The organism is Nostoc piscinale CENA21, from assembly GCF_001298445.1.
GTDB classification, from domain to species: domain Bacteria; phylum Cyanobacteriota; class Cyanobacteriia; order Cyanobacteriales; family Nostocaceae; genus Nostoc_B; species Nostoc_B piscinale_A.
The window spans coordinates 5,320,586-5,342,211 of record NZ_CP012036.1 but is presented as its reverse complement, the minus strand read 5'-3'; the positions used below and the strand labels follow the sequence as shown (position 1 = coordinate 5,342,211).

Genomic DNA, 21,626 nt, shown 5'->3' with positions numbered 1-21,626 from the left:
CTGCTGCCAAGGTTTGTAAGTTAGTTAAATCATCAGGAGTTAATCTAAATTGAAGAACTTAGAATTTCCTGGCGATTGAGGCAAATAGCGTGAAACTGGCTTTTATTATTGATCCCATCCATCTGCTTGACCCTTGTCATGATACCAGTGTTGCTCTGATGGAAGCAGCACAAATTTTAGGACATGAAATCTGGATAACTCAGGCAAACTGGCTAAGTGTGGTAGAAGGTAAAGCTTGGGCGATTTTGCAACAGGTGGAACTAGTACCAATAGATTTGGTAGAAGGACGTTGGGTAGCAGCTAATCCTTGGTATCGGTTGCAAGAACGCTCCTTGATTTCTTTAGAAACAATGGATGCTGTATTTATGCGGACAGATCCACCAGTTAATGACTCTTACCTGTTTGCTACCTACATTCTCGATTATGTTGACCAAAATAAAACTTTGGTGATTAACAACCCCGATGGGATCAGGAGGGCAAACGAAAAAATGTATGCCCTCCAATTTAGGGAAGTGATTCCAGAAACCATTGTCAGTGGTGATAAGCAGTTGATTCGGCAATTTGTCGAAGCCAAAGGAGCAACGGTTCTCAAACCACTGGGAAACAAAGCTGGGGAAGGGATTTTATTTTTACAAGCAGGCGATCGCAACTTTAACTCAATTGTGGAACTCAGCACCCATCAAGGCAAGTTACCAGTGATGGTGCAAACTTATCTGCCAGAGGCTAAGGATGGAGATAAGCGCATCATCTTACTGCATGGTGAACCGATTGGTGCTTTAAATCGTCTTTCTAGTGGTAGTGATTTTCGCAACAATATGGCTGCTGGTGGTACGGTTGCGGAAACAGAAATTACCCCCAGAGAACATGAAATTTGTACTCAACTGGCTGATAAATTACGTCAAGATGGGTTAATTTTTGTCGGGATTGATGTAATTGGTGGCTACCTCACAGAAGTCAATGTCACCAGCCCTACAGGAGTGCGGGAAATTGACAGACTGAGTGGTACTCGTTTAGGCCATCAGGTAATTCAATGGGTGGAACAGCGTTTGCAAGCTAAAAAATAAAATAATTGCAATTCTTTTGAATATTTCCCGGTCAGCCTTGGTGATCTACTGTCAAGTCACTCTAGAATCAATCAAATAATTTGAGCGATCGCACCTGTCAAGTAAGGCTCATAGCTTTTGAGACAGGTGCTAATTACCTGAAAATTAATCGTTACTCTGCTCAAAATTTTTTTCTAAATACAAAACTAGGACATCAAAGCCAGCAGACTTTTGCCCAAACAAATTTATTCTGTAAATAGTGTGGACGAGTGTTTTCACCAATTCGCCAAATCAAAAATAGCAACAGAATAGTTTCTGTTCCTGACCTGATGCAATTTAGTCATTAACAAGTTTTATACAGTACTCAGTGCCATCTGAGACTGCAAATTTGATCTCATATCTCGAATCTAAGATACCTCAATTGCGTGGTGGTGTACGCCGTCTTTGCAGAAATTCTGGAATATCTAAACCGGATTTTTCTTTCGGTTCTGCCACTGGTGTTGATGGATTAGCTGTTGGTGATTGTGTAGTTGATTTTTTGGGTGGTGGTGCAACGCGGGGGTTGCTGGCATTTTGTGGTGGTGCTGTTTGGCCTTCACCAGTGAACCCTGTCGCAATTACAGTAATTCTGACTTCGCCTTGCAAACGGTCATCAATTACTGCTCCAAAAATAATATTGGCGTTGGGATCAACTACCTCATAAATTGTTTCTGCGGCTGCGTTCACTTCATGTAAGGTCAAGTCACTGCCACCAGTAATGTTAAAGACTACTCCTCTAGCACCTTCAATGGAAGATTCTAATAAAGGAGAAGAAATTGCGGCGATCGCAGCTTCCCTAGCACGTGATTTTCCAGAACTAATCCCAATTCCCATCAGTGCTGATCCCGCATCGGCCATTACAGCTCGCACATCTGCAAAGTCAACGTTGACTAACCCAGGGATGGTAATAATATCAGAGATACCTTGTACCCCTTGACGCAACACATCATCGGCATAGCGAAAGGCTTCTTGTACAGGTGTCTGTTCAGGAATTACTTCTAATAATTTATTATTGGGGATGATAATCAGTGTATCTACCCGACTTTTCAGTCCTTCAATACCTTGTTCGGCTTGGCTAGTACGGCGGCGACCTTCAAAGACAAATGGCCGTGTGACCACACCAACTGTCAAAGCACCCATTTCTTTGGCTACTTCTGCCACAATTGGCGCAGCACCTGTTCCTGTTCCACCACCCATCCCAGCCGTGATGAATACTAAATCAGCGCCCTCTAAAGCTGTAGCAATTTCATCGCGGGATTCTTCCGCAGCTTTTTGACCGATGGCTGGATTTCCCCCAGCACCTAAGCCTCTGGTTAACTTCTGCCCAATTTGCAAGCGACTGGGCGCTCCAGCTAAAGTCAAAGCCTGAGCATCAGTATTAATTGACCAAAACTCTACACCACTCACATCAGACTCAATCATCCGGTTAACGGCATTGCCACCACCACCACCAACGCCAATGACTTTGATGTTGGCGACTCTACCTGGAACAATCTCGCCAATACGGCTATTTTCTACTGATATTTTTTTACTGTCTGGGCCTTGAGCAAAATTCAGCCCAGAATGACTAAAGGGATTATTTGAGTTTACTGCCAGTGAAAATCCTGGCTGTCCCACAGATTGGGAGTTTTTATAGGTAAGCCCTTGGTTATTATCAAGCGTCATTGGATTTGTGAAAGGTAGATAAACGACTTTTCCGGGTGCTACTCACCTCAGAGTCAACTATAGTTTGACACTGCCAAAATCTATAGGTACTGCTCTTGTATTTTGATCATGATTGACAACCTTAACAAGCTTGTCAATCTGCTAGTTCGCTATGAAAGCCAGCGATCGCACAACTAATTCTAGAGAAGTATACCTACATTTACCTAAAGTTGATCTGTCTAAATTCAACAAGCTATTAATAGCTTTCCTACTATGTTGCCGATTTGGCACAGTATACATTTTGCATACTGAACGCCCTCCCGTGATTTTTGTTGACGATTTAAGTTGGTCATTAATTTTACAACTACCTGTAATGTTTTTTTGTGCGTTAGATTTCGCTTTTCTTGAGTTTAACGAGTAAATTTTATGATTTCTTAATATCAAATAATACTCAAAACTATGATTACTTTTACTTCTATCATATGTAGTCTTGACTAGTTTTACGTTGTCAAATACAAGCTCAATGAGCTTATAAAGCACACTCAGCTTATATAATTGTGCAAATAACATAATTGCAAAAGACACAAGGTATCGTGTCTTATCTGCTTTAATAATATAGTTGATAGATTTCACCATTGGCGATAATTACAACCTAAAATCTGAAATTTATCTTATATCTACCTATCACTAGATTTGACAGCGCCAGGGAACTTTAGAATGATAGCGACAAAGGAGACTTGCGAATTAAGCCTCCTGTCACACTGCATTAAAATTTCATCCTAATATTTTGAGTGTATTGTCAAAAAATTCAAAATTATCAATAAACTTATATATTTATCTATTAGCATCAAATTTCTTGATTTACTGAGAGGGATTGATACACAAAAGTTAATATAGATGATTTGTTAGGGAGTTTGAGAGTCAACCTTTGGGCTTTTTTGGATCATATGTACTATGGGAGAATCAGGATTTTTGAGATCAATATACTCTATTTGACTAGGATTAATTTTGGCTGGTAAATTTCGCAGTTGCGACAGTATCTTGATTTGTTTTGGTAATAGAGAACTAGGAGTACCCAAATGTACATTGCCAATTTCAGTTTTCAGGATTAAATTTGCCAAATCTTGAAAATTAACTTCCATAATTTTCACAGAACTTTGACTTAGCAAAGGATACAGTTGACTCCAAGATTTTTGGTACTGTTCTGGTGTGCCAATCACTTTCAGGCTGGGCAACTTCAACTTAGGATTCACCAATGTGTATTTTTCTAACGGTATCCAAACACCACTAGCATCTAGTAACCCAGTAGATGATTGTTTATTTTTAGGTTGATTATTGATTGGTGTAAGTCTTTGGGCGATGGCTACAGGTACTCGTTCTTGGATTTCGATGATTAATCCAGGTGGAAATAGACTACGAGTCACAGTGGCTTGAGCAATAGTTGATTGTTTTTTCAAGGAATCTGCGATCGCCACAGGTTCAACTTTCCATAAAGATTGCGGATACGATAGCTTCAACATCGACTTAATAGCTGTTTCTGGGAGGACTTGATTCCCAGTTTTGATCACAATTTGTTTGGGATCACGAAGTACCCATACAGGTTGCAGTGCTACCCAAAGTAATCCCCCAGCTAAACCACTAATAGCCGAAGTCCGCCAAATCGCTTGAATAACTTTCATTTGTCGCTGCCGACGTAGTTTTTTGCGGCGCTGAGACAAATCTGTTTGAGAAACGGATACAATACCTGCCATTCTCACCTCGTGTGGATTACATCCTCAATTTTTGGCTATATTTATTAACCCCTTGATCATCGGGATTAGCTATGAGAAATTTTGCCTATTCTATTTTGCAGTGCAGAGCTGTCATTGAGTTAAATTGATTTTGGTGAACTACGTCACCGCGATCGCCTAAACTTGGCTAGAGAATAAATATTGACAAAAATATTATTCTATGTATGCAAAATATATAACTGCCTTACAGTAGTTATGCTGTTATGTGATGTAGATCGCACTGAGTGTCAAAAAATCTAGCTAATTTTGTAGACACAGATGTTTTGTGGCAAAAGCAATCTTTTTATCTACATTTAACTCAACCGGCACAACACAATCTTGAGTCCGACATTATAGCAATTTTATTGGATTTGTAAACATCGCCCATCATTAAAAAGAAGAGCGATCTAGATTCTGGCTCATATTCAACATAAAAAATGTGACAAGCAATAAACGGTGGGGCAGTATTCAAATAACACTACGCATAATTACGCAATTTGTTAGTTATATAAAAACTTGGAAATTCTTGCTTTTTAGTAAATTTATTGACTTCCTTCATAACCAGAGATTTAGTTGATATTCAGTTGGTTAGAAGCTTAAAGATTATCAAAAGCTACACATAATACAAGTAAAAGATAGATATACTGTAAGTATCAGGGACAATAGTGGCTCTAGTCATGTTCTGATAGTTACTGGTAGCAAAAAATTACAAACTGCTATTTACCTACAATTCACAACCCAGAAGTGAGTTAAGACAATAACTATCATTTGCTAGAGACAATTTGTATATAAATAGACAAACAACACCGTATATCCAACTGCATCTACATCTCAATGATCAATACAGATTATTTGTCACGCTTTTATAAAGCATGTAACCCCAGCTATGCGCTCAATATGAGCATTCGCAGTGATCAGCAGTACTATATAGATTTCGCTGATGTCCGTGGCTGCAAGATTGTGGAAGAATTGCAACGTACTATCAGCCGTATTTCTCCGGATGAACCTACCTGTCAGTTATTTACCGGTCATATTGGTTGTGGCAAGTCTACGGAATTACAACGCCTCAAAGCAGAGCTAGAAGCAGTAGGATTTCACGTAGTTTACTTTGAATCCAGCCAAGACCTAGATATGGCTGATATTGATGTTAGCGATATTTTACTGAGTGTAGCTCGTCAAGTAAGTGCTAGTTTAGAAGCAATTAAAATCAAAGTTCAACCACACTATTTCATCAACCTCTTCAAAGAAATTGGAGATTTTCTGCAAAGCCCCATAGAACTTTCTGGAGAAGCCGAATTATCTTTGGGGATTGCCAAAATTACTGCTAAAACCAAAGATAGCGCCCAAGCCCGAAATCAACTCCGGCAATATTTAGAACCACGCACTAACAGCATTTTGCAAGCAATTAACGAAGAGGTTCTAGAAAAAGCCGTTGAGCAACTGAAACTCCGTGGTCAAAAAGGTCTAGTTGTGATTGTTGATAATTTAGATCGAGTCGATATGCGTCCCTTAGCATCTGGGCGGACACAACCAGAATATCTCTTTATCGACCGAGGTGAACAATTACGCCGGCTCAAATGTCATGTCGTCTACACAATTCCCCTAGCGTTAATTTTTTCTAATGAGTATGAAACACTCAAAAACCGCTTGGGTGGAGGTATTTCGCCGAAAGTGTTACCAATGGTGAGAGTTAAGCAAAGAGATGGTAGTGATTACGAACCGGGGATGTTGCTACTGCGCCAGTTAGTCTTAGCTAGGGCATTTCCAGAAGTTTCTTATAATGAAAGACTTTCATTAATCACAGAATTATTTGAGCATCCTGAAACCCTCGACCGTTTATGTCGGGTGAGTGGCGGACATATCCGTAACTTATTAGGCTTGCTTTATAGCTGTTTGCAACGACAAGATCCGCCTTTTTCCCCACAATGTTTAGAAGCCGTCATTAAAGATTACCGGGATGATTTGCTATTAGCCATTGATGAATATCAGTGGGAACTATTGTTTGAAGTAGTGCAACAACAAAGCGTTAAAGGTGAGTCTGAATATCAAAGTTTACTGCGAAGTATGTATTTATTTGAATACCGCGATCCTGTGGGTCGTTGGTTTGGGATTAGCCCAGCATTAGCAGAAACAGAAAAAGTCCTGGCTTGGCAGCAAAAAAGGTAATCGGACTGAGCAAGCAAATAATTATTAGTATCAGTCATTAGTCTAGGTGAATTTGACTAATGACTAATTTATAATGAGCAATTTCTTTTGTTGAGGCTGTATTCCAGATATGACAAAATCCCCATTCACAGTAGAGAGCGTGAATCAGAATCGACATTCTCTACAAAGATTAGTTCGCTCAATCAAACTTTCTAAAGGGCAATTTGCTCTGATTTTGGTGCGATGCAATTACAGCCACTTAAGAGAGCAAATGCTAGAAATTATTCGCTCTTTGACAAAAGATATCAATTTAAAAGAAATCTATTTACAACCAGAAACTAAAGCTTTACATACAACAATCATCACAAAATTATCGCTAGATAATCCTGCTGTCATTACTGATTCTTTACCATCGGCAGTCATGGTTTTTGGTCTAGAATCAATTCTGGCACTGGAAGATTTGTTAACAGGTCTTAATCAAGCTAGAGATATTTATACAGCGACTTTTCCTTTTCCTGTGGTGTTGTGGCTACAAGATGAAGTAGCAACAATGCTGACGAAACTCGCACCTGATTTCAAAAGCTGGGCTGCTACCACCATTAAGTTTGAGCTAGCTAAGGAAGATTTAATTGCCTTAATTCGTCAAGAGACAGAATCACTATTTGCTAAATTTTTAGAAGCAGGGGTCGAAAAATTTCTCTCTAATGCTGATTTGAATTTAGCTCCAAAATCGCAACATCGTCATGAAATTGATGCGGCTAGAAATGATTTATTACGTCTGTATAATGTGCAGTTAGAGCCTGGTTTAGAAGCAAGTTTAGAATTTGTCTTAGGTCGAGATAAATATGCTAATGACCAAATTAATAGCGCATTAGGTCATTATCAAAGAAGCTTAAGTTTATGGCAGAGAGATGGGAAAAGAGATAATGAAGCTGTTTCAAAATTAGAGAATGTTGATGAAAAGAATGAATGTAATTCTGCTTATCGGATTCGGCAGGCAATAGTTTTATTTCATCTTGGTTTGTGTTATCGCCGTATGGCTGACTTACATCAAATTACGAATAGTAACTATTGTCAACATGCTCTTTCCTGGTTTCAGAAGTGCTTAGATTTATTAGACAAATTACAAAGGCAAGATTTAGTAGCGAAATTTATTATCCCTGCTTGTGAAATGCTACAACGCCTAAAATATTGGGACGAATTAGAAGTATTAGCCCAAAAAGCCTTACGGCTACATGAAACCTATGGTAATACCGCTAAAGTTGCCCAAAGTTATGGTTTTTTAACAGAGGTAGCAGCATCGCGCAATAACTGGGTAATGGCTCATGAATTAGCTAATACAGCTCTTTCAATTGGAGAATTAGCTACAGAAGTTTCTCGTCAACAAGAAAGTTGGTATCTTTTATTATTGGCTCGGACACAGAGACATTTAGGACAGTGGGAAGAAGCTATTAGTCATTTAGAATGGGCAAGGGTTGTTTGTGAATTACAGTATGAACCATCGCTGTATTTAGAAATTTTAGAGGAATTGCGATCGCTCTACTTTTTTGAGCGTCATGATTATGCCGAAGCCTTCAATCTCAAGCAAGAAAAAATTCACATCGAGCATCAATATGGCTTTCGTGTATTTATTGGCGCAAGTCAGTTACAGCCCAAACGTTATCGAATTAACCCGGTTTTAGATACACAAACAATTCCCTTTATTCCTGAAGATATTGCTCAAGAAATCGCGGCTTCAGGAAGGCTGCAAGATGTGAATCGGTTAATTGAAAGAATTACTCGTGCTGACCATAAATTGACCATCATACATGGACAGTCAGGAGTTGGTAAAAGTTCAACGATTAAAGCAGGTTTAGTTCCTGCTTTAAAGGCAAGAGTGATTGGTGAAAGGATTCCTTTACCCATTGTTTTATCAGGATACACAGATTGGGTCACAGCTTTAGGACGCAGTATCAATCAGGCTTTAGCACAATCAGAATTACCAATCGCTGTAGAGTTTAATTCGACTATTTTACTAGAAAAGTTACGTCTAGCAACTGAATGTAATCATATTATTGTGATTATTTTTGACCAGTTTGAAGAATTTTTCTTTACTAGTAATGCTGACCAAAGATTAGAGTTTTATAATTTTTTTTAGCGCCTGTTTAAATATTCCCTATGTCAAAATAATTATTTCCTTGCGTGAGGATTATTTGCATTATTTATTAGAGTTTGAGCGTTTAGGCAAAGAAAATACAGATAATTTATATGATTTAGGCGTAATTAATAAAAATATTTTGGATAAAGATATTCGTTATTATCTAGGAAAGTTTTCTATAGAAAATACGACAGGCATTATTTATAGTTTTATCAAACGTTCTCACTATGAAATGAGTGATGACTTAATTCATCAACTAGTCCAAGATTTAGCCGGGGAAGTCAAAGAAGTCAATCCGATTGAACTGCAAATTGTTGGAGTACAGTTACAAGCAGAAAATATTACGACACTAGAACAATACAAAATTTGTGGTGGTTCTGCCAAGCTAGTAGAGCGGTGGCTGGAAGAAGTTATTAAAGATTGTGGCCAAGAAAATGAAGAGTTGAGTTGGCAATTATTATTTGAGCTAACTGATGAAAAAGGTTTTCGTCCTCTCAAGACCAAATCTGATTTAGCCATTGCGTTAGGCTCACATATTTATCCCACATCAGGAACCCCATCAAACTGGGAGCTAATTCTGGAAATTTTGGTAGGCTCAGGGTTGATATTGCGCTTGCGTGAAGAGTTGGGCGATCGCTATCAATTAGTTCATGATTATTTAGTAGAACCAATTCGCCAACGCAATAGCTATGGCATAGTTGCAGAACTAGAAAAAGTCAAATCCGAAAAAAAACGTGCTGAAGTCGCCCAAAAGCTTTCCCAAGAACATCTGAATTTGATTTTGCAACGGCGGTTGCGGGAAGCAAGGATAGCAGGTGTGATTTTGGCACTTATGGGTGGAACGATTGCAGCTTTATGGTGGCAAGCTGACCTGCAAAAAAGAGCCGCTATTCGTCAAACAATTCGGGCAGAACGTAGTGAAACTAATTTGAAAATTAGCGCGATCGCGGCCACAAGTGAAGCTTTATTCGCCTCTAATAAAGAGTTTGATGCCCTCCTAGAAGGGTTACGCGCCTGGAGAAAGCTCAAACAAGCCAACGAGGTGTTACCAGAAACTCGAATGCGTGTAGTAACTGCTTTACAACAGGCAGTTTATGGCGTTTCCGAATTAAATCGTTTGGAAGGACACACTGATATTGTTTGGGGTATCGCTTTTAGTTCTGATGGTAAATTATTGGCATCGGGTAGTCGCGATCAAACCGTCAAACTTTGGCGACCTGATGGCACTTTACTACAAACCCTCAAAGGTCATACTGAATCAGTTACTAGTGTCAGTTTTAGTCCTGATGGGCAAAGTCTAGCATCTTCCAGCCTTGATAAAACTGTGCAAATCTGGCAGAAAAACCCCGTAACTGGTGAATTTGACTTACAACCAGCCAAGACTCTAGTAGACCAAGACTGGGTTTATTGCGTAACTTACAGCCCTGATGGCGAATTGTTAGCAACAGGCAACCGAGATGCCACAGTCAAACTCTGGCGTAAGGATGGGACTTTAGTCAAAGTTCTCAAAGGCCATAAAGGCTGGGTGAATTGGGTCAGCTTTAGTCCTGATGGTCAATTAATTGCCTCTGCTAGTGACGATCGCACCGTAAAAATCTGGCGGCGTGATGGCACACTCGTCAAAACACTATCTGGACATCAAAATGGAGTCACTGTTGTGGCTTTCAGCCCGGATGGGCAAATGATTGCATCAGCAGGTAGAGATAAAATCATTAAATTGTGGCAGCGCCAGCAAAATAGCGATAATAACTTTGACTTTCAAGCTTATAAAGATTTAGAACAGCATACCAGTACAATTTGGAGCTTGAGCTTTAGCATTGATGGACTAAAGTTAGCGTCAGGAAGTGATGACAATACCGTTAACCTCTGGAGTAGTACAGGTGCATTAATTAAAACCTTTAAAGGTCATAGTGATGCAGTGGCCAGTGTGGCTTTTAGCCCAGATAACAAAATATTGGCATCAGGTAGTTATGACAAAAGTGTCAAACTCTGGAGTTTAGATGCTCCCTCGTTACCAATTTTGCGGGGGCATCAAGATCGAGTTTTGAGCGTGGCTTGGAGTCCTGATGGGCAGATGTTGGCTTCTGGTAGCCGCGATCGCACCGTTAAACTCTGGCAAAGAGAAATTATCAATGGCGAAGCTACCACCAGACTTTACAAAACTTTAGTCGGGCATACAGAGAAAGTTCCTAGTGTGAGTTTTGACCCCTTCGGTGAATTAATCGCATCCGGTAGTTATGACAAAACAGTCAAACTCTGGCGGCGCGATGGCACTTTACTCAAGACTTTACAAGGACATACAGATAGCGTCATGGGTGTGAGTTTTAGCCCTGATGGCCAGATATTAGCATCAGCGAGTAAAGATAAAACAATTAAACTTTGGAGTCGTGATGGTCAATTAATCACAACCTTGGTCGGACACCAAGGTTGGGTTAATGCCGTTAATTTTAGTCCTGATAGCCAGTTACTGGCCTCCGCTAGTGATGATCAAACCGTCAAACTCTGGCGGCGCGATGGTACCTTGATCAAAACATTTTCACCCCATGACAGTTGGGTATTGGGTGTCAGCTTCAGCCCTACTGACCAATTGATTGCTTCTGCTAGTTGGGATAACACCGTGAGATTATGGCGACGTGATGGCACTTTGTTAAAAACTCTGTTAAAGGGCTACAGCGATAGTGTGAATTCCGTGACATTCAGTCCGAATGGTGAATTATTGGCTGCTGCTAGTTGGGATAGTACAGTCAAATTGTGGAGTCGTGATGGCAAGTTAATTAAAACCTTGACTGGCCATCGCGCCCCAGTTCTAAGCGTGAGTTTTAGCCCCGATGGCCAGACATTAGCATCGGCAAGCGATGACAACACAATTATTTTATGGAATTTGCATTTGGAAGACTTACTGCTGCGTGGTTGTAACTGGGCCGAGAATTACCTCAACCACAACTACAATGTCGAGGGGGGCGATCGCTTTTTGTGTGATGGAATTAATCGCAGTCAATCAAAATTTCCCTTGAGGTAAGTCAGTGCGATCGCTCCTCAAGTTTTTTAATCGTCGTTTTCTGCCATCACCTCTGGTTGCAAATTTACTAAAAAAGTATGCAGTCTCATTCTTTCAATGTAAGGCCAGCCACCTTCAGACTCAATATCTTTCAGCAGTGAGTAAAGTTGCTGGCGATTATCGGGTAGACTATCCTGAAAAGCACCATCCCGAATTGATCGATGTAAATATTCCAACTGCCGCAGCAAGGTCAGCAAAGCCAATGGATTTCCTTGGCAATCTCTCGCTACATCATGTACTGCTGTGGCAATCTTCTCCAACTGCTCGACAAAATCTATTGATTCAAAACTTTTGTTGCTCATGCAACTCTCTCTGTCAAAATTAGGTCTACTCAAATTTACCGAAGATTGTCGGCTTTCAGGCGCGATCGCCTCTTACCTATACATAATCCTCACAGTCACAAAGATACGCCTTCTGCAAGCTTCTAGGAGTGGCTGATGAATCATTTTCAGTTGAACTCCTTACACCCAATCTCAACAAACAATCTTGCTGCCTCAGTCCTAAACTAATTTTGCTTACTCAACACAAATCGCAGAACATCGCAATTCCTTGCAAAAGAGAGTGGTGGCTTTGATTACAGCCTCTCAAGAAGCTAGATAGGATCAAAGACTTCTTACTTTAAACTAGAGTGCTTTGATTTTGAGTTAAAAAAAAATCGTATGATCTGGCTGATTTCCCTATAAAGCAATGGGCTGTATGTAGTGACAATACATACATCATACAGAACGGCTTCAAAACACCTTGCAAATGCCTATGGTAGTTGCAAGGTGCGAGGTCGGAGCGATGTTAAAAGCGTCATTGATGCAGCAAAGCCTAACTTTCGGGAACAGCTTGCTGTCAATGAGGACTGCTTTTCGTCAGAGATCAAAACTTCGTGCAGTTTTACAACTTAGATATTAATTTTTGACATTGAGGTTGACCATGAGGTATCGCGCTTTAATTGTTGCATTCTTGGCTTTATGCCTGGGGCTATTAACTGCTTGCAGTGATGCTCCAGAGGCTAGTGTTAGAGAAGTACTCACCTATGAACAAATTCGTGGAACAGGGTTGGCTAACAAATGTCCTCAATTGACAGAAACCAGCCGTGGCTCCATTCCCCTTGACAGTAGCCAGTCTTACGCCATTAAAGAACTGTGCTTGGAACCTACTAATTTCTTTGTCAAAGAAGAACCAGCTAATAAACGCCAGGTAGCTGAATTTGTAACTGGCAAATTGTTAACCAGATACACTTCTACCATTGACCAAGTACAAGGGCCACTGAAGTTCAACTCAGATGGTAGCTTGACTTTTGTTGAAGAAGATGGTTTAGACTTCCAAGCGATCACAGTTCAACTTCCTGGTGGTGAGCGAGTACCTTTCCTCTTCACCATTAAAAACTTAGTGGCTCAAACACAACCTAGTTTGACCAGCATCAATACTTCTACAGACTTTGAAGGTGAATTTAAAGTGCCTTCTTACCGTGGTGCTGCCTTCCTAGACCCCAAAGGTCGCGGTATTGTGACTGGCTATGATAATGCTGTGGCTCTTCCTGCTCAAGCAGATGACGAAGAACTCACCCGTGCAAATGTGAAGCGTGCTGATATTCTCAAAGGCAAGATTTCTCTGCAAGTAGCTAAAGTAGATAGTTCTAGCGGTGAAATTGCAGGTACTTTTGAGAGCGAACAACCATCTGATACTGACTTAGGAGCCGGTGAACCCAAGGAAGTGAAGATTCGCGGTTTATTCTATGCCAGAGTTGAACCAACTCGTTCTTAAACTCAGCACGTTGCTGGCATTTAAGATCACAATTTAAAGCCATTAGGCTGCATCACCCAATTTCATATCAGTCTTTAGGAAATGGACAGGTGGATTTTGAGCTAAATTGACCTAAATGGCAACATATTTCACAATTAAAGGGCTTTTCGCCCTTTTTTTATTACTTTTCAGGACTTACGTACAAAGATTGTCGGTTGAGATGGGTGTATGGGGGTAAAGGTATAGGGGTGTAAGGGTTTTACATACACACGCCACTCGACTCAAGTCAGTAAACCATACGCCGTATTGGCTTCCCTACTCCCCACTCACTACTCCTAATTCCCTACCTTTAACTTATGTCCACTAAATATTTGTAAAAATTGTATTAATTATTTGGTTGTATACCGTAACTATACTGGAAATACACAGTTTATTTAGGTAAAAAAATCATCAGAAACAAACTTTATCTCCAGGTAAACAAATTAAGTACAATCTCGGTTTGAAATTAAGTAAATTATTTTATATTTTGTCTCTATGTAGTTTTTGATTAGCTACAGATAATACCAAATCAAAATAACTAAAAAACAATTTTGCCGATTTAAATACTGCTTGATTGTTCAAAATTTCATAGTAGTAGCAGTGCTGTATGACGACCAAGGCCTTTACTTGTGCATATAGCTAGTTACTTGCTGTGAAATTTTGTAATCTTAGCTTGTTTAAAGGCATTTCCCTTACTGTTTATTTGCTAAATAAATGCGGTGCTATGCCTACCACAGCCACCAATGAACTGAAGCATGAAATTTGGCAGTTGTTGAGAGAATATAAGCAATCTCGCTCAGAAAATATTCGCAATCAACTGGTAAAACTCAATTTTGGACTGGTAAGAAAAGAAGCTCATTACTGGATTAATCAATGTCGTGAAAGCTATGATGACTTACTCCAGGTTGGTTGTTTAGGTTTAATTCGAGCTATTGAAAGATTTGATATTTCTAAGGGTCATGCTTTTAGTTCCTTTGCCATTCCCTATATTCGTGGTGAAATTCAACACTATCTGCGGGATAAAGGCGTGACAGTGAGAATTCCCAGACGCTATTTAGCAATACAACAGCAAGCAATTGGTGTTTCTCGTTCTTTACGAGAAAAATATAATCGGCAACCTACAGACTCTGAATTAGCAGCAGCATTGGAGATTACTCTGAGTGAGTGGCAAGAAATCAAATTAGCGTGGATTAATCGCGCTCCTCTCAGCTTAGATGTGCCAGTTCAAGACTCAGAAGAAGGCGCGACTAGTTTAGGGGAATTAGTTCCTGATCCTCATTACCGCAGCTTTCAACTGGCTCAAGAAGACCAACTGCGTTTACAACAAGCGTTGTTTCAACTCGAAAAGTGTACTAGAGAAGTTTTAGAATGTGTCTTTTTACAGGATTTGACACAAAAACAAGTAGCAGAACACTTGGGTATTAGTGTTGTGACGGTTTCTCGGAGAGTTAAAAAAGGGTTGGATTTATTAAAACATCTGATGTGTACAGCAGACGATTGATATTCAGCAAAATAAAACCGTATTTGTACTGGTTTAATTATATATAAACCAACCCTTAAAATTTAATAATTTAGGTTGTAAATGGGAAATACTTTGTCTGAAATAAATACAGGCTTAGTTAATTTCCACAAACAAATTTTCCTATAGCTTTATGAGAACAGCCAATGGGCAGAAAATCAAAAATTGCAATTGCAACTATTCTAACTTTGGCGATCGCTGGATGTGCATCAGAAAGCACACCACAAGCTAGTACTCCTGCACCGACTCCAGAGGCTCCAGGAACACCAGCACCACCAGTACCACCCGCCGTAGCGCCACCTGCTAAAGCACCACCAGTCACCCAGGCGGTTCAATCATTTAATAACCCTGTAGTGTCCACAAAAAAGGTCACTAACGTTGCTTTTACCCCTCCTACATTGATTCAACCCACTGATGGTAAAACCAGGATAGATTTAGTAACTAAAGGAAGACCAGATCCATTTGCCCAGATTGTTACCCCATCTAGTGCTGAAGTTGGCAAAAATCCTAACGCCAAGCAAATTCCCCGCTTACCTCCTTTATCGGTAGCTATTGTCAAAAATCGCAAAGTGCCAATCAACAGTGCTAGTACGAAAAAAACTTCTATTGCATTGGCAGGAACTACCACTATTCTGCCCAAGGTTTTGCCGCAGGTTGTTCCCAGCAACCCTTTTGGTTCTGTATTACCTTCTACACCCCAACCAGATTTAGCTAAAGCAGTGGTGGTGACTGGTGTGGTTTTGATTGGTAGAGAACCCCAAGCTATAATTCAAATTCCCAATGAGCCTTCTAGCCGCTATGTACAAGCGGGACAGCGATTAGCAAATGGTCTGTTGATCAAACGCATTGAAATGAATCAGGGTTCAAATCCGATCGTGATTCTGGAACAATACGGTATTGAAGTTGCCAGAATGGTAGGAGAAGCCCCGACTAACTCAACACCATCAGTCACATCGGCTGCTCATGGCAATGCAATTTCATCAACTCTACCAACCCAAAATCTAAATGCTGTTGGAGCATCTTAAGGATGGATACTCAAGAAAAATTTGAATTTGCTGGTTTACCTCTAGCTGTCTATCGAGAGATAGCTGCTCATTTACGTCAAGTTGAAGGAGTTGAGGCGGGTTTAATTCCCCAGTCATCTCAACAATTTGATTACAACCAAAGTCAAATTGATGGTTTGTGGATATCTTGGTCGCCTAATTCTCGTCCTGCAAGCCGACAACGTGTGCAGCAAATTTTGGCTTACTATCACAGCCTTTATGGAGTTTGACGGCTGAAATTTCCGTAAATTGCTTAATTATATCAATAAATTTTAATTAGCTGGGTGAAGTCAATCTATCCCATCAAGTTTGTAGTGATTGGGTACAGTTTGTCTTGACCCTGTTTAATTATTTGGATACTATCTGGTTTCTTGCTGACTATTGGCGTTTGATCTGTTGTGATATGTGCCGATTGATAAAAAAATGTTAGTGTTTAGCTCAAAACATGATATTAAGTGATGCAATTATAAATTGCTGAGGTAAACTTGCAAGCAAAGTAATGCAAAATATTACTCAGCTGCTCTTCGGTCTGGGCATCACTCAAAATGGAACACTGGCAATTTCTCATCCAGAAACAGGGCGATCGCTCTTGGCACACTTTAGAATCGCCAAATATACAAATCATGGAAGGTCGGTACAGAGTTTTAGCTCGTTCTAACCTGCCAAATACAGATGTGGAAGTACGGGTAACTCACTCTACAACTCAGGAAGTTCCCCCAAAACGGCGAATTCAAAAGTTATCGCGGCGCACTAATTCAGAAGGTTTAATGGCGGTGATTCCCTTTACGCTGCTTAAGCCAGGACTATGGGAATTACGCTGTTCTGGCGATTTAATGTCAGATATTTTTGGTAAATCTTGGCAAGAAAGTGTTTATCTACAAGTTTTGTCTCAACAGGCAGAGGTTGAAGTAAATAAATTACCTGGTGGTGGGAATTTAGAGTCAAATTCTCTTGACTTTTTCATAATTCCATTACCGGATGCTCCTAATATTCATCAGGTTGATATCAATGCTGGTAATCAGTTAATTTCTTCGTCCGCAGAAGTTAAGACAGATAGCGACTTAGTGACTAACGAACTTTCGGCGGAAATTGCGTCAATTGCTAGTGACAATGCTATCGCTACAACGGCAGAAACAGTCTCTGAGAGTAATTTAGAGGAATTGCCTGTAGAAGCAACTTTAGATACGAGCGATCGCACTTTATCAGTCACCGCAGCAGAAATTCCTGATAGCAACTCCCTAAACAACGAACTGGCGGCGGAAACTTTATCTACAAATGATGAAACATTTGCTGTCACTACTGAGGAAATTCCTGATCATCACTTGGTTGTTAGTGAAGTGTCAGGAGAAATAACTTTACCTGTAAGCGATCGCACTTTATCCGAAACCACAGATGAAATTTCTGATGATGACTTGCATGTAAGTGCAGTTTCGGTACAAGAAACTGTCCCCACAGATGAAATTTCTGATGATGACTCTTTGGTACAAGAAACTTTACCTGTAAGCGATCGCACTTTATCCGAAACCACAGATGAAATTTCTGATGATAACTCTTTAGTACAAGAAACTTTACCTGTTAGCGATCGCACTTTATCCGAAACCACAGAGGAAATCCCTGACCATAATTCGCAGGTAAGTGAAGTGTCTGTACAAGAAACTTTACCTACAAGCGATGACACTTTGTCAGTCACCACAGAAGAAATTTCGACCTCTGACTTAGTTGTGAGTGAATCGGCTGTTGGGGAAACTCCAGCAGCAATCCCTGATGGTAGCTTGGTTATTGCTCAATTTTCTGGAGAAAAATCAGAAGATGGCATTATTGATCAACCTGTAAGTCCGGTATGGCTGAAAGGTGAAACAGCAGAACAAATATTACAAAGTTTAATAGATCAAGCTTTACCTACTTTGTTGTTAGAGGATGAGCAGCTAGAAGAGGTGGAAACAATACAACCATTACCACCACTCAAGCTGACTTTAGAACAAGACAACTATGTGGCGCGATGGGGACAAGGACTCAGCATTAATGCCAATGTGGAGTTACAAACACAGCCTGATCTAGAAGATGAGCCACAGTATCCGACTACTTTTTATGCACTAGAAGCCAAAATTGAGCTACGCTCACCTTTAAGTTCGGAAGTGTTGGCTCAGGTAAGGCAACCTTTAGCAGATAATGTACTGCCTTTTGCAATTAACTCTGCTATTAATATTCCTATTGATTGTGAATCTAAGCTGCTTTTGGGTGAACTCAGTTTATATGGCGCAATCAGTGATTTTGATGATGTCACATTGTTAGCTAATAGTTCTTTTACAATTACGGCGGATGTATCAGAATTATTAGCGATCGCTACAGTGGCGAAATCTTATCAGCAGAACTTGTTTGATAACTCTAGTACTTTAGCAGTTTCTCTACCAAGTCAAGAGCCAGAAACATCAGTAAGCTTGGGTTTAGAACTGTTTAACCTAGTTAAAACTACTTCTACACAACCGCAAACTATTCTGTCATCACCCAGCCAGCCTTTACCGCCGCAAATTAATTTGTTGTCGCTGAAAAAATCAGGAGATTGGCGATCTCCTCAATTGCCGAAGTTACCAGAAAATCAAACAAGTGCGATCGCAATTAATGATCAGTTAACAGAGGTTCCGTCAGAAGTTGATCTACAAGATCATACGCCTCCCATTCCTTTAGCACCCATCAACTTAGAACAGCTAGAAATTAAAAGTCGTCCAGGGTGGATGGCGGGGAATGTCTTTCCTTATCTCAAACGTCGGAACACTGCACCGACTGAGACAACAGATTTAGAAGATATTTCTGATCCTCCGCTAATTGAAGAGTCACTGGTAGTTGAGCCAGAAATTGAAAACCCAGAGACAAATAATGCTGTGCTGGAAACCTTGGCTTCCCCAGTTTCGGAACAGGAAAATCTTGATTTAGATAATTCCGTAGTCGAAACCTTAACTTCAACCGATTCTTCGGAACTGGAAAACCTAGATTTAGATGATTCCCTAGCTGAAACGTTAACAGCAAGCAATTCTGAGCCAGAGAACCCAGATGTAGATGATTCTGTGGTGGAAAAATTCACGCCAGCTAGTTCTGAGTTATTTGCTGTGTCGATGCTGGAAATGCCTGTGACACCAAGCTTGGAATTTAGTGATGACTCCATCTTAGAACCAGCTACTCCTTTCAACTCAGAATTGATGGCAGAAGTTAATCCTTATTCCTCGCCATTGATTAGAAAGTGGATGCAGAGTCAAGGCTATGTTGTACCTGAACTTCCGCCTTTACCAAAGCAACGTCGTAACACGGAAGTTTTAGAGCCTGTTCCTGTGGACGAGGATTTCATAGAGCCTGATTTACCAATACCAAATTTTGATGTTGATACAGAGTTAGCAACTCTTGATAGTGAATCTGAGACTAATGTAGAAGTCGAGAGTAGTTTGAACTTTTCGGAAGTTGAGGAAATTACGGAGCCGGACGTAACTATAGCCGAATCTGAATTTGAGGAAAATACAGAGAACAGCATAATTACGGCAGAATCTGAGGAGCTAAATATCTCGGCGGATGTGGAAACAGAAAACATTACACAAGAGGAATCTAACTCTTCATTGCCATTAACGGAGTTACCTTTAAATCAAAAGATTAAAATACCCAGAGCTTGGTTAGCGCAAGAGATTGTTGTTGATGATACTGATAGTGAACCTATCGAAGAATATTCTGTCGAGCAACCACAGCAGTCAATCCCTGCTGTATCGTCATTCCCCTTAGATGGAGAAAAGCTGGAGCCTTTACCTATTCCGCAATTACATATACCCGCAGGTGAACTGATTGCTGGTCAGTCGGTTCGTGTGCGTGTAGAACTACCAGAAGTTCCTGCGCCAGTGGTGGTGAAATTATGGATTGAGGATTGCCAAACTCGTGGTTTATTGGATGGCCCTCATGTGTTAAAAGATTTGCTACCTAAAGCCTTGGGTGGTGTAGAGGTGATGACTCAGATCAATATTCCCTTTGGCTGTGTGGAAATTCGTTTAGAAGCGATCGCCTTTAATCCATCTACTCAACAAGAAAGTCACAAAGCCTCGGCTATCAGGACTGTAATTCCACCAGATTTACCAAATTATCAGTTAGATGAGTTGTTGGGTTTGTAAACATCAGCTTTACATAACTGTGTTAAAAATCTTTAGAATTTAAAAAATCTGACTGAATTTGCAGTAAGCTCATTTTGAATTGTAGTGTGATTTAACAGGAACCTTTACCATGTCCACTGAACTATTCCCCCACATTTTGGCTTATTCTGCATCTTACTTGTCTCCTATCTTTGTACCTATTATTGGTTGGGTTCTACCAATAGCAACATTCTCGTTTCTGATGTTATACATTGAGCGTGATGACATTGCCTAAATAGGTATTTAGTAATAATTAATTGGCTACTAAAATTTTTACCAATTAATTATTACTTATTGACAATTCACCAGATTGTGCAATCAATTAATGCTTAAAATACCGCCTGTCTCTAGGAGACAGGCGGTTTTCTTGTACTATTTTCTAAACAAGTAAGTGCTAGAAAATTCAGTGGATATATAGCGGTAGTCAGATATGTTAGGAAATTTTGGAAGCTTTAACATTAGGAATAATAAAATTTTTACCTCCTGCCTTCTGCCTCCTGCCTTCTGCCTCCTACTATATTATGAGGTTCAAACCACTTTTATAGTGAAGAACCAATACCAGCGTAGGCTCCATAGAAGAAGATACCTACAACAGTAATTACGCCTAAACCTGCGATTGTAGCGACAACCCACAGGGGAATTCTTCCAGTTCCAGCAGACACAGATTTTCCTCCTCCCTTAACAACAAATCAACACAGATTTTAGATAAACAAATTTTCCCAAAAACAGTTCCAGTTAGTTAAAGAAGTAACTGGAAAAGAGAATACCTAGAACAAAAATCAGTAACAATCCCAGGTATAAAGAAGTACGGTTAAGTTCAACCGGTTGGTTATTGGGATTGGGCGTTCTTTCCATGATTTGCTCCTAGCGTTGAATAAATTGCATTGCGGCGATCGCGCCCAAGAAAAACACGGTTGGCACACCCAAGGTATGAACTGCCAGCCATCTAACTGTAAAAATTGGATAGGTAACTGGTTGATTGATGTTATTTCCGCTAGTCATGATTTCAAACTACTTTCCAATAAATTTTTCAACTTGTTTCTTGGCTTCATAACGGTTATTCACAATTGGCAATTCCTGCCGTGTTTGTGTGTAATACTCGTTAGGGCGAGGTGTGCCAAATACATCATAAGCCAGCCCGGTGCTAACAAATAGCCAACCTGCAATAAATAATGCTGGGATGGTGATGCTGTGAATTACCCAGTAACGAATGCTGGTAATAATGTCCGAAAACGGACGTTCTCCAGTGGTACCTGACATTTAGATCCCTACCTTCACAAAGACTGTTATTGAGTT

General features: G+C 40.1%; 15 protein-coding genes and 2 pseudogenes. 10 read left to right on the top strand and 7 right to left on the bottom strand.

Going from position 1 to position 21,626, the window contains the following annotated elements:
* Window positions 1-89 precede the first annotated feature (89 nt).
* The gene (gene gshB / locus ACX27_RS22880) at window positions 90-1,064 is read left to right on the top strand and encodes a glutathione synthase (RefSeq protein WP_062295796.1); all 975 of its coding nucleotides are present in this window, start codon (window positions 90-92) and stop codon (window positions 1,062-1,064) included.
* 396 nt (window positions 1,065-1,460) lie between these two features.
* Here the strand turns inward: gshB and ftsZ are convergent, their stop codons facing one another.
* Together ftsZ and ACX27_RS22865 are read right to left on the bottom strand one after the other, a co-directional pair.
* Window positions 1,461-2,747 (bottom strand): cell division protein FtsZ, encoded by a 1,287-nt coding sequence (gene ftsZ / locus ACX27_RS22875; RefSeq protein WP_062295794.1) that lies wholly within the window; start codon window positions 2,745-2,747, stop codon window positions 1,461-1,463.
* Between the two features lie 884 nt (window positions 2,748-3,631).
* A complete protein-coding gene (locus ACX27_RS22865; protein WP_062295790.1) occupies window positions 3,632-4,477 on the bottom strand; it encodes a cell division protein FtsQ/DivIB in 846 nt (281 codons plus the stop codon).
* Between the two features lie 852 nt (window positions 4,478-5,329).
* On the opposite strand from ACX27_RS22865, the gene ACX27_RS22860 reads away from it, so the two are divergent.
* Together ACX27_RS22860 and ACX27_RS36000 are read left to right on the top strand one after the other, a co-directional pair.
* Window positions 5,330-6,661, top strand: a complete 1,332-nt coding sequence (locus ACX27_RS22860; RefSeq protein ID WP_062295788.1) for a P-loop NTPase fold protein — start codon at window positions 5,330-5,332, stop codon at window positions 6,659-6,661.
* A 109-nt stretch (window positions 6,662-6,770) separates the two neighbouring features.
* Window positions 6,771-11,796, top strand: a pseudogene (locus tag ACX27_RS36000) (WD40 domain-containing protein).
* A gap of 26 nt (window positions 11,797-11,822) precedes the next feature.
* Here the strand turns inward: ACX27_RS36000 and ACX27_RS22850 are convergent.
* Entirely contained in the window at window positions 11,823-12,137 is a 315-nt protein-coding gene (locus ACX27_RS22850; RefSeq protein ID WP_062295786.1) for a hypothetical protein, read from the bottom strand.
* Between the two features lie 619 nt (window positions 12,138-12,756).
* Between ACX27_RS22850 and psbO the strand changes: the two genes are divergently transcribed.
* The 7 genes and pseudogenes from psbO to ACX27_RS31155 all read left to right on the top strand — a co-directional run bounded on the left by psbO (window position 12,757) and on the right by ACX27_RS31155 (window position 20,565).
* On the top strand, window positions 12,757-13,590 hold the full coding sequence (psbO, locus tag ACX27_RS22845; protein ID WP_062295784.1) for a photosystem II manganese-stabilizing polypeptide: 834 nt from the start codon (window positions 12,757-12,759) through the stop codon (window positions 13,588-13,590).
* Window positions 13,591-14,332: 742 nt separating this feature from the next.
* Window positions 14,333-15,109 carry an RNA polymerase sigma factor SigF gene (locus ACX27_RS22840; RefSeq protein ID WP_062295782.1) on the top strand — a complete coding sequence of 259 codons (777 nt, stop codon included), beginning with the start codon at window positions 14,333-14,335 and terminating at the stop codon, window positions 15,107-15,109.
* Between the two features lie 164 nt (window positions 15,110-15,273).
* Complete coding sequence (locus ACX27_RS22835; protein ID WP_062295780.1) at window positions 15,274-16,152, top strand: hypothetical protein; 879 nt, start codon at window positions 15,274-15,276, stop codon at window positions 16,150-16,152.
* Window positions 16,153-16,154: 2 nt separating this feature from the next.
* A complete protein-coding gene (locus ACX27_RS22830) occupies window positions 16,155-16,400 on the top strand; it encodes a hypothetical protein (RefSeq protein WP_062295778.1) in 246 nt (81 codons plus the stop codon).
* A 315-nt stretch (window positions 16,401-16,715) separates the two neighbouring features.
* A pseudogene (locus ACX27_RS31945) lies at window positions 16,716-17,099 on the top strand (hypothetical protein); the annotation flags it as partial.
* 135 nt (window positions 17,100-17,234) lie between these two features.
* A complete protein-coding gene (locus ACX27_RS34225) occupies window positions 17,235-20,312 on the top strand; it encodes a hypothetical protein (RefSeq protein ID WP_235526689.1) in 3,078 nt (1,025 codons plus the stop codon).
* A gap of 109 nt (window positions 20,313-20,421) precedes the next feature.
* Window positions 20,422-20,565, top strand: a complete 144-nt coding sequence (locus ACX27_RS31155; RefSeq protein ID WP_083468811.1) for a photosystem I reaction center subunit VIII — start codon at window positions 20,422-20,424, stop codon at window positions 20,563-20,565.
* Window positions 20,566-20,869: 304 nt separating this feature from the next.
* Here the strand turns inward: ACX27_RS31155 and ACX27_RS22820 are convergent, their stop codons facing one another.
* The 4 genes from ACX27_RS22820 to psbE all read right to left on the bottom strand — a co-directional run bounded on the left by ACX27_RS22820 (window position 20,870) and on the right by psbE (window position 21,590).
* Complete coding sequence (locus tag ACX27_RS22820) at window positions 20,870-20,992, bottom strand: photosystem II reaction center protein J (protein ID WP_062295774.1); 123 nt, start codon at window positions 20,990-20,992, stop codon at window positions 20,870-20,872.
* Window positions 20,993-21,065: 73 nt separating this feature from the next.
* Window positions 21,066-21,185, bottom strand: a complete 120-nt coding sequence (locus ACX27_RS31150) for a photosystem II reaction center protein L (RefSeq protein ID WP_071989460.1) — start codon at window positions 21,183-21,185, stop codon at window positions 21,066-21,068.
* 9 nt (window positions 21,186-21,194) lie between these two features.
* Window positions 21,195-21,332, bottom strand: coding sequence for a cytochrome b559 subunit beta (gene psbF / locus ACX27_RS22815; protein ID WP_015115279.1), 138 nt, complete (start codon window positions 21,330-21,332; stop codon window positions 21,195-21,197).
* Window positions 21,333-21,341: 9 nt separating this feature from the next.
* Window positions 21,342-21,590 (bottom strand): cytochrome b559 subunit alpha, encoded by a 249-nt coding sequence (psbE, locus tag ACX27_RS22810; RefSeq protein ID WP_062295772.1) that lies wholly within the window; start codon window positions 21,588-21,590, stop codon window positions 21,342-21,344.
* Between the last annotated feature and the right edge of the window lie 36 nt (window positions 21,591-21,626).

What these genes read in the sequence shown, in the direction of transcription:
- ftsZ (WP_062295794.1), bottom strand. Translation starts at nt 2,747, where the DNA reads ATGACGCTTGATAATAACCAAGGGCTTACCTATAAAAACTCCCAATCT.
- ACX27_RS22865 (WP_062295790.1), bottom strand. Translation starts at nt 4,477, where the DNA reads ATGGCAGGTATTGTATCCGTTTCTCAAACAGATTTGTCTCAGCGCCGC.
- ACX27_RS22860 (WP_062295788.1), top strand. Translation starts at nt 5,330, where the DNA reads ATGATCAATACAGATTATTTGTCACGCTTTTATAAAGCATGTAACCCC.
- ACX27_RS22850 (WP_062295786.1), bottom strand. Translation starts at nt 12,137, where the DNA reads ATGAGCAACAAAAGTTTTGAATCAATAGATTTTGTCGAGCAGTTGGAG.
- psbO (WP_062295784.1), top strand. Translation starts at nt 12,757, where the DNA reads ATGAGGTATCGCGCTTTAATTGTTGCATTCTTGGCTTTATGCCTGGGG.
- ACX27_RS22840 (WP_062295782.1), top strand. Translation starts at nt 14,333, where the DNA reads ATGCCTACCACAGCCACCAATGAACTGAAGCATGAAATTTGGCAGTTG.
- ACX27_RS22835 (WP_062295780.1), top strand. Translation starts at nt 15,274, where the DNA reads ATGGGCAGAAAATCAAAAATTGCAATTGCAACTATTCTAACTTTGGCG.
- ACX27_RS22830 (WP_062295778.1), top strand. Translation starts at nt 16,155, where the DNA reads ATGGATACTCAAGAAAAATTTGAATTTGCTGGTTTACCTCTAGCTGTC.
- ACX27_RS31155 (WP_083468811.1), top strand. Translation starts at nt 20,422, where the DNA reads ATGTCCACTGAACTATTCCCCCACATTTTGGCTTATTCTGCATCTTAC.
- ACX27_RS31150 (WP_071989460.1), bottom strand. Translation starts at nt 21,185, where the DNA reads ATGGAAAGAACGCCCAATCCCAATAACCAACCGGTTGAACTTAACCGT.
- psbF (WP_015115279.1), bottom strand. Translation starts at nt 21,332, where the DNA reads ATGACTAGCGGAAATAACATCAATCAACCAGTTACCTATCCAATTTTT.
- psbE (WP_062295772.1), bottom strand. Translation starts at nt 21,590, where the DNA reads ATGTCAGGTACCACTGGAGAACGTCCGTTTTCGGACATTATTACCAGC.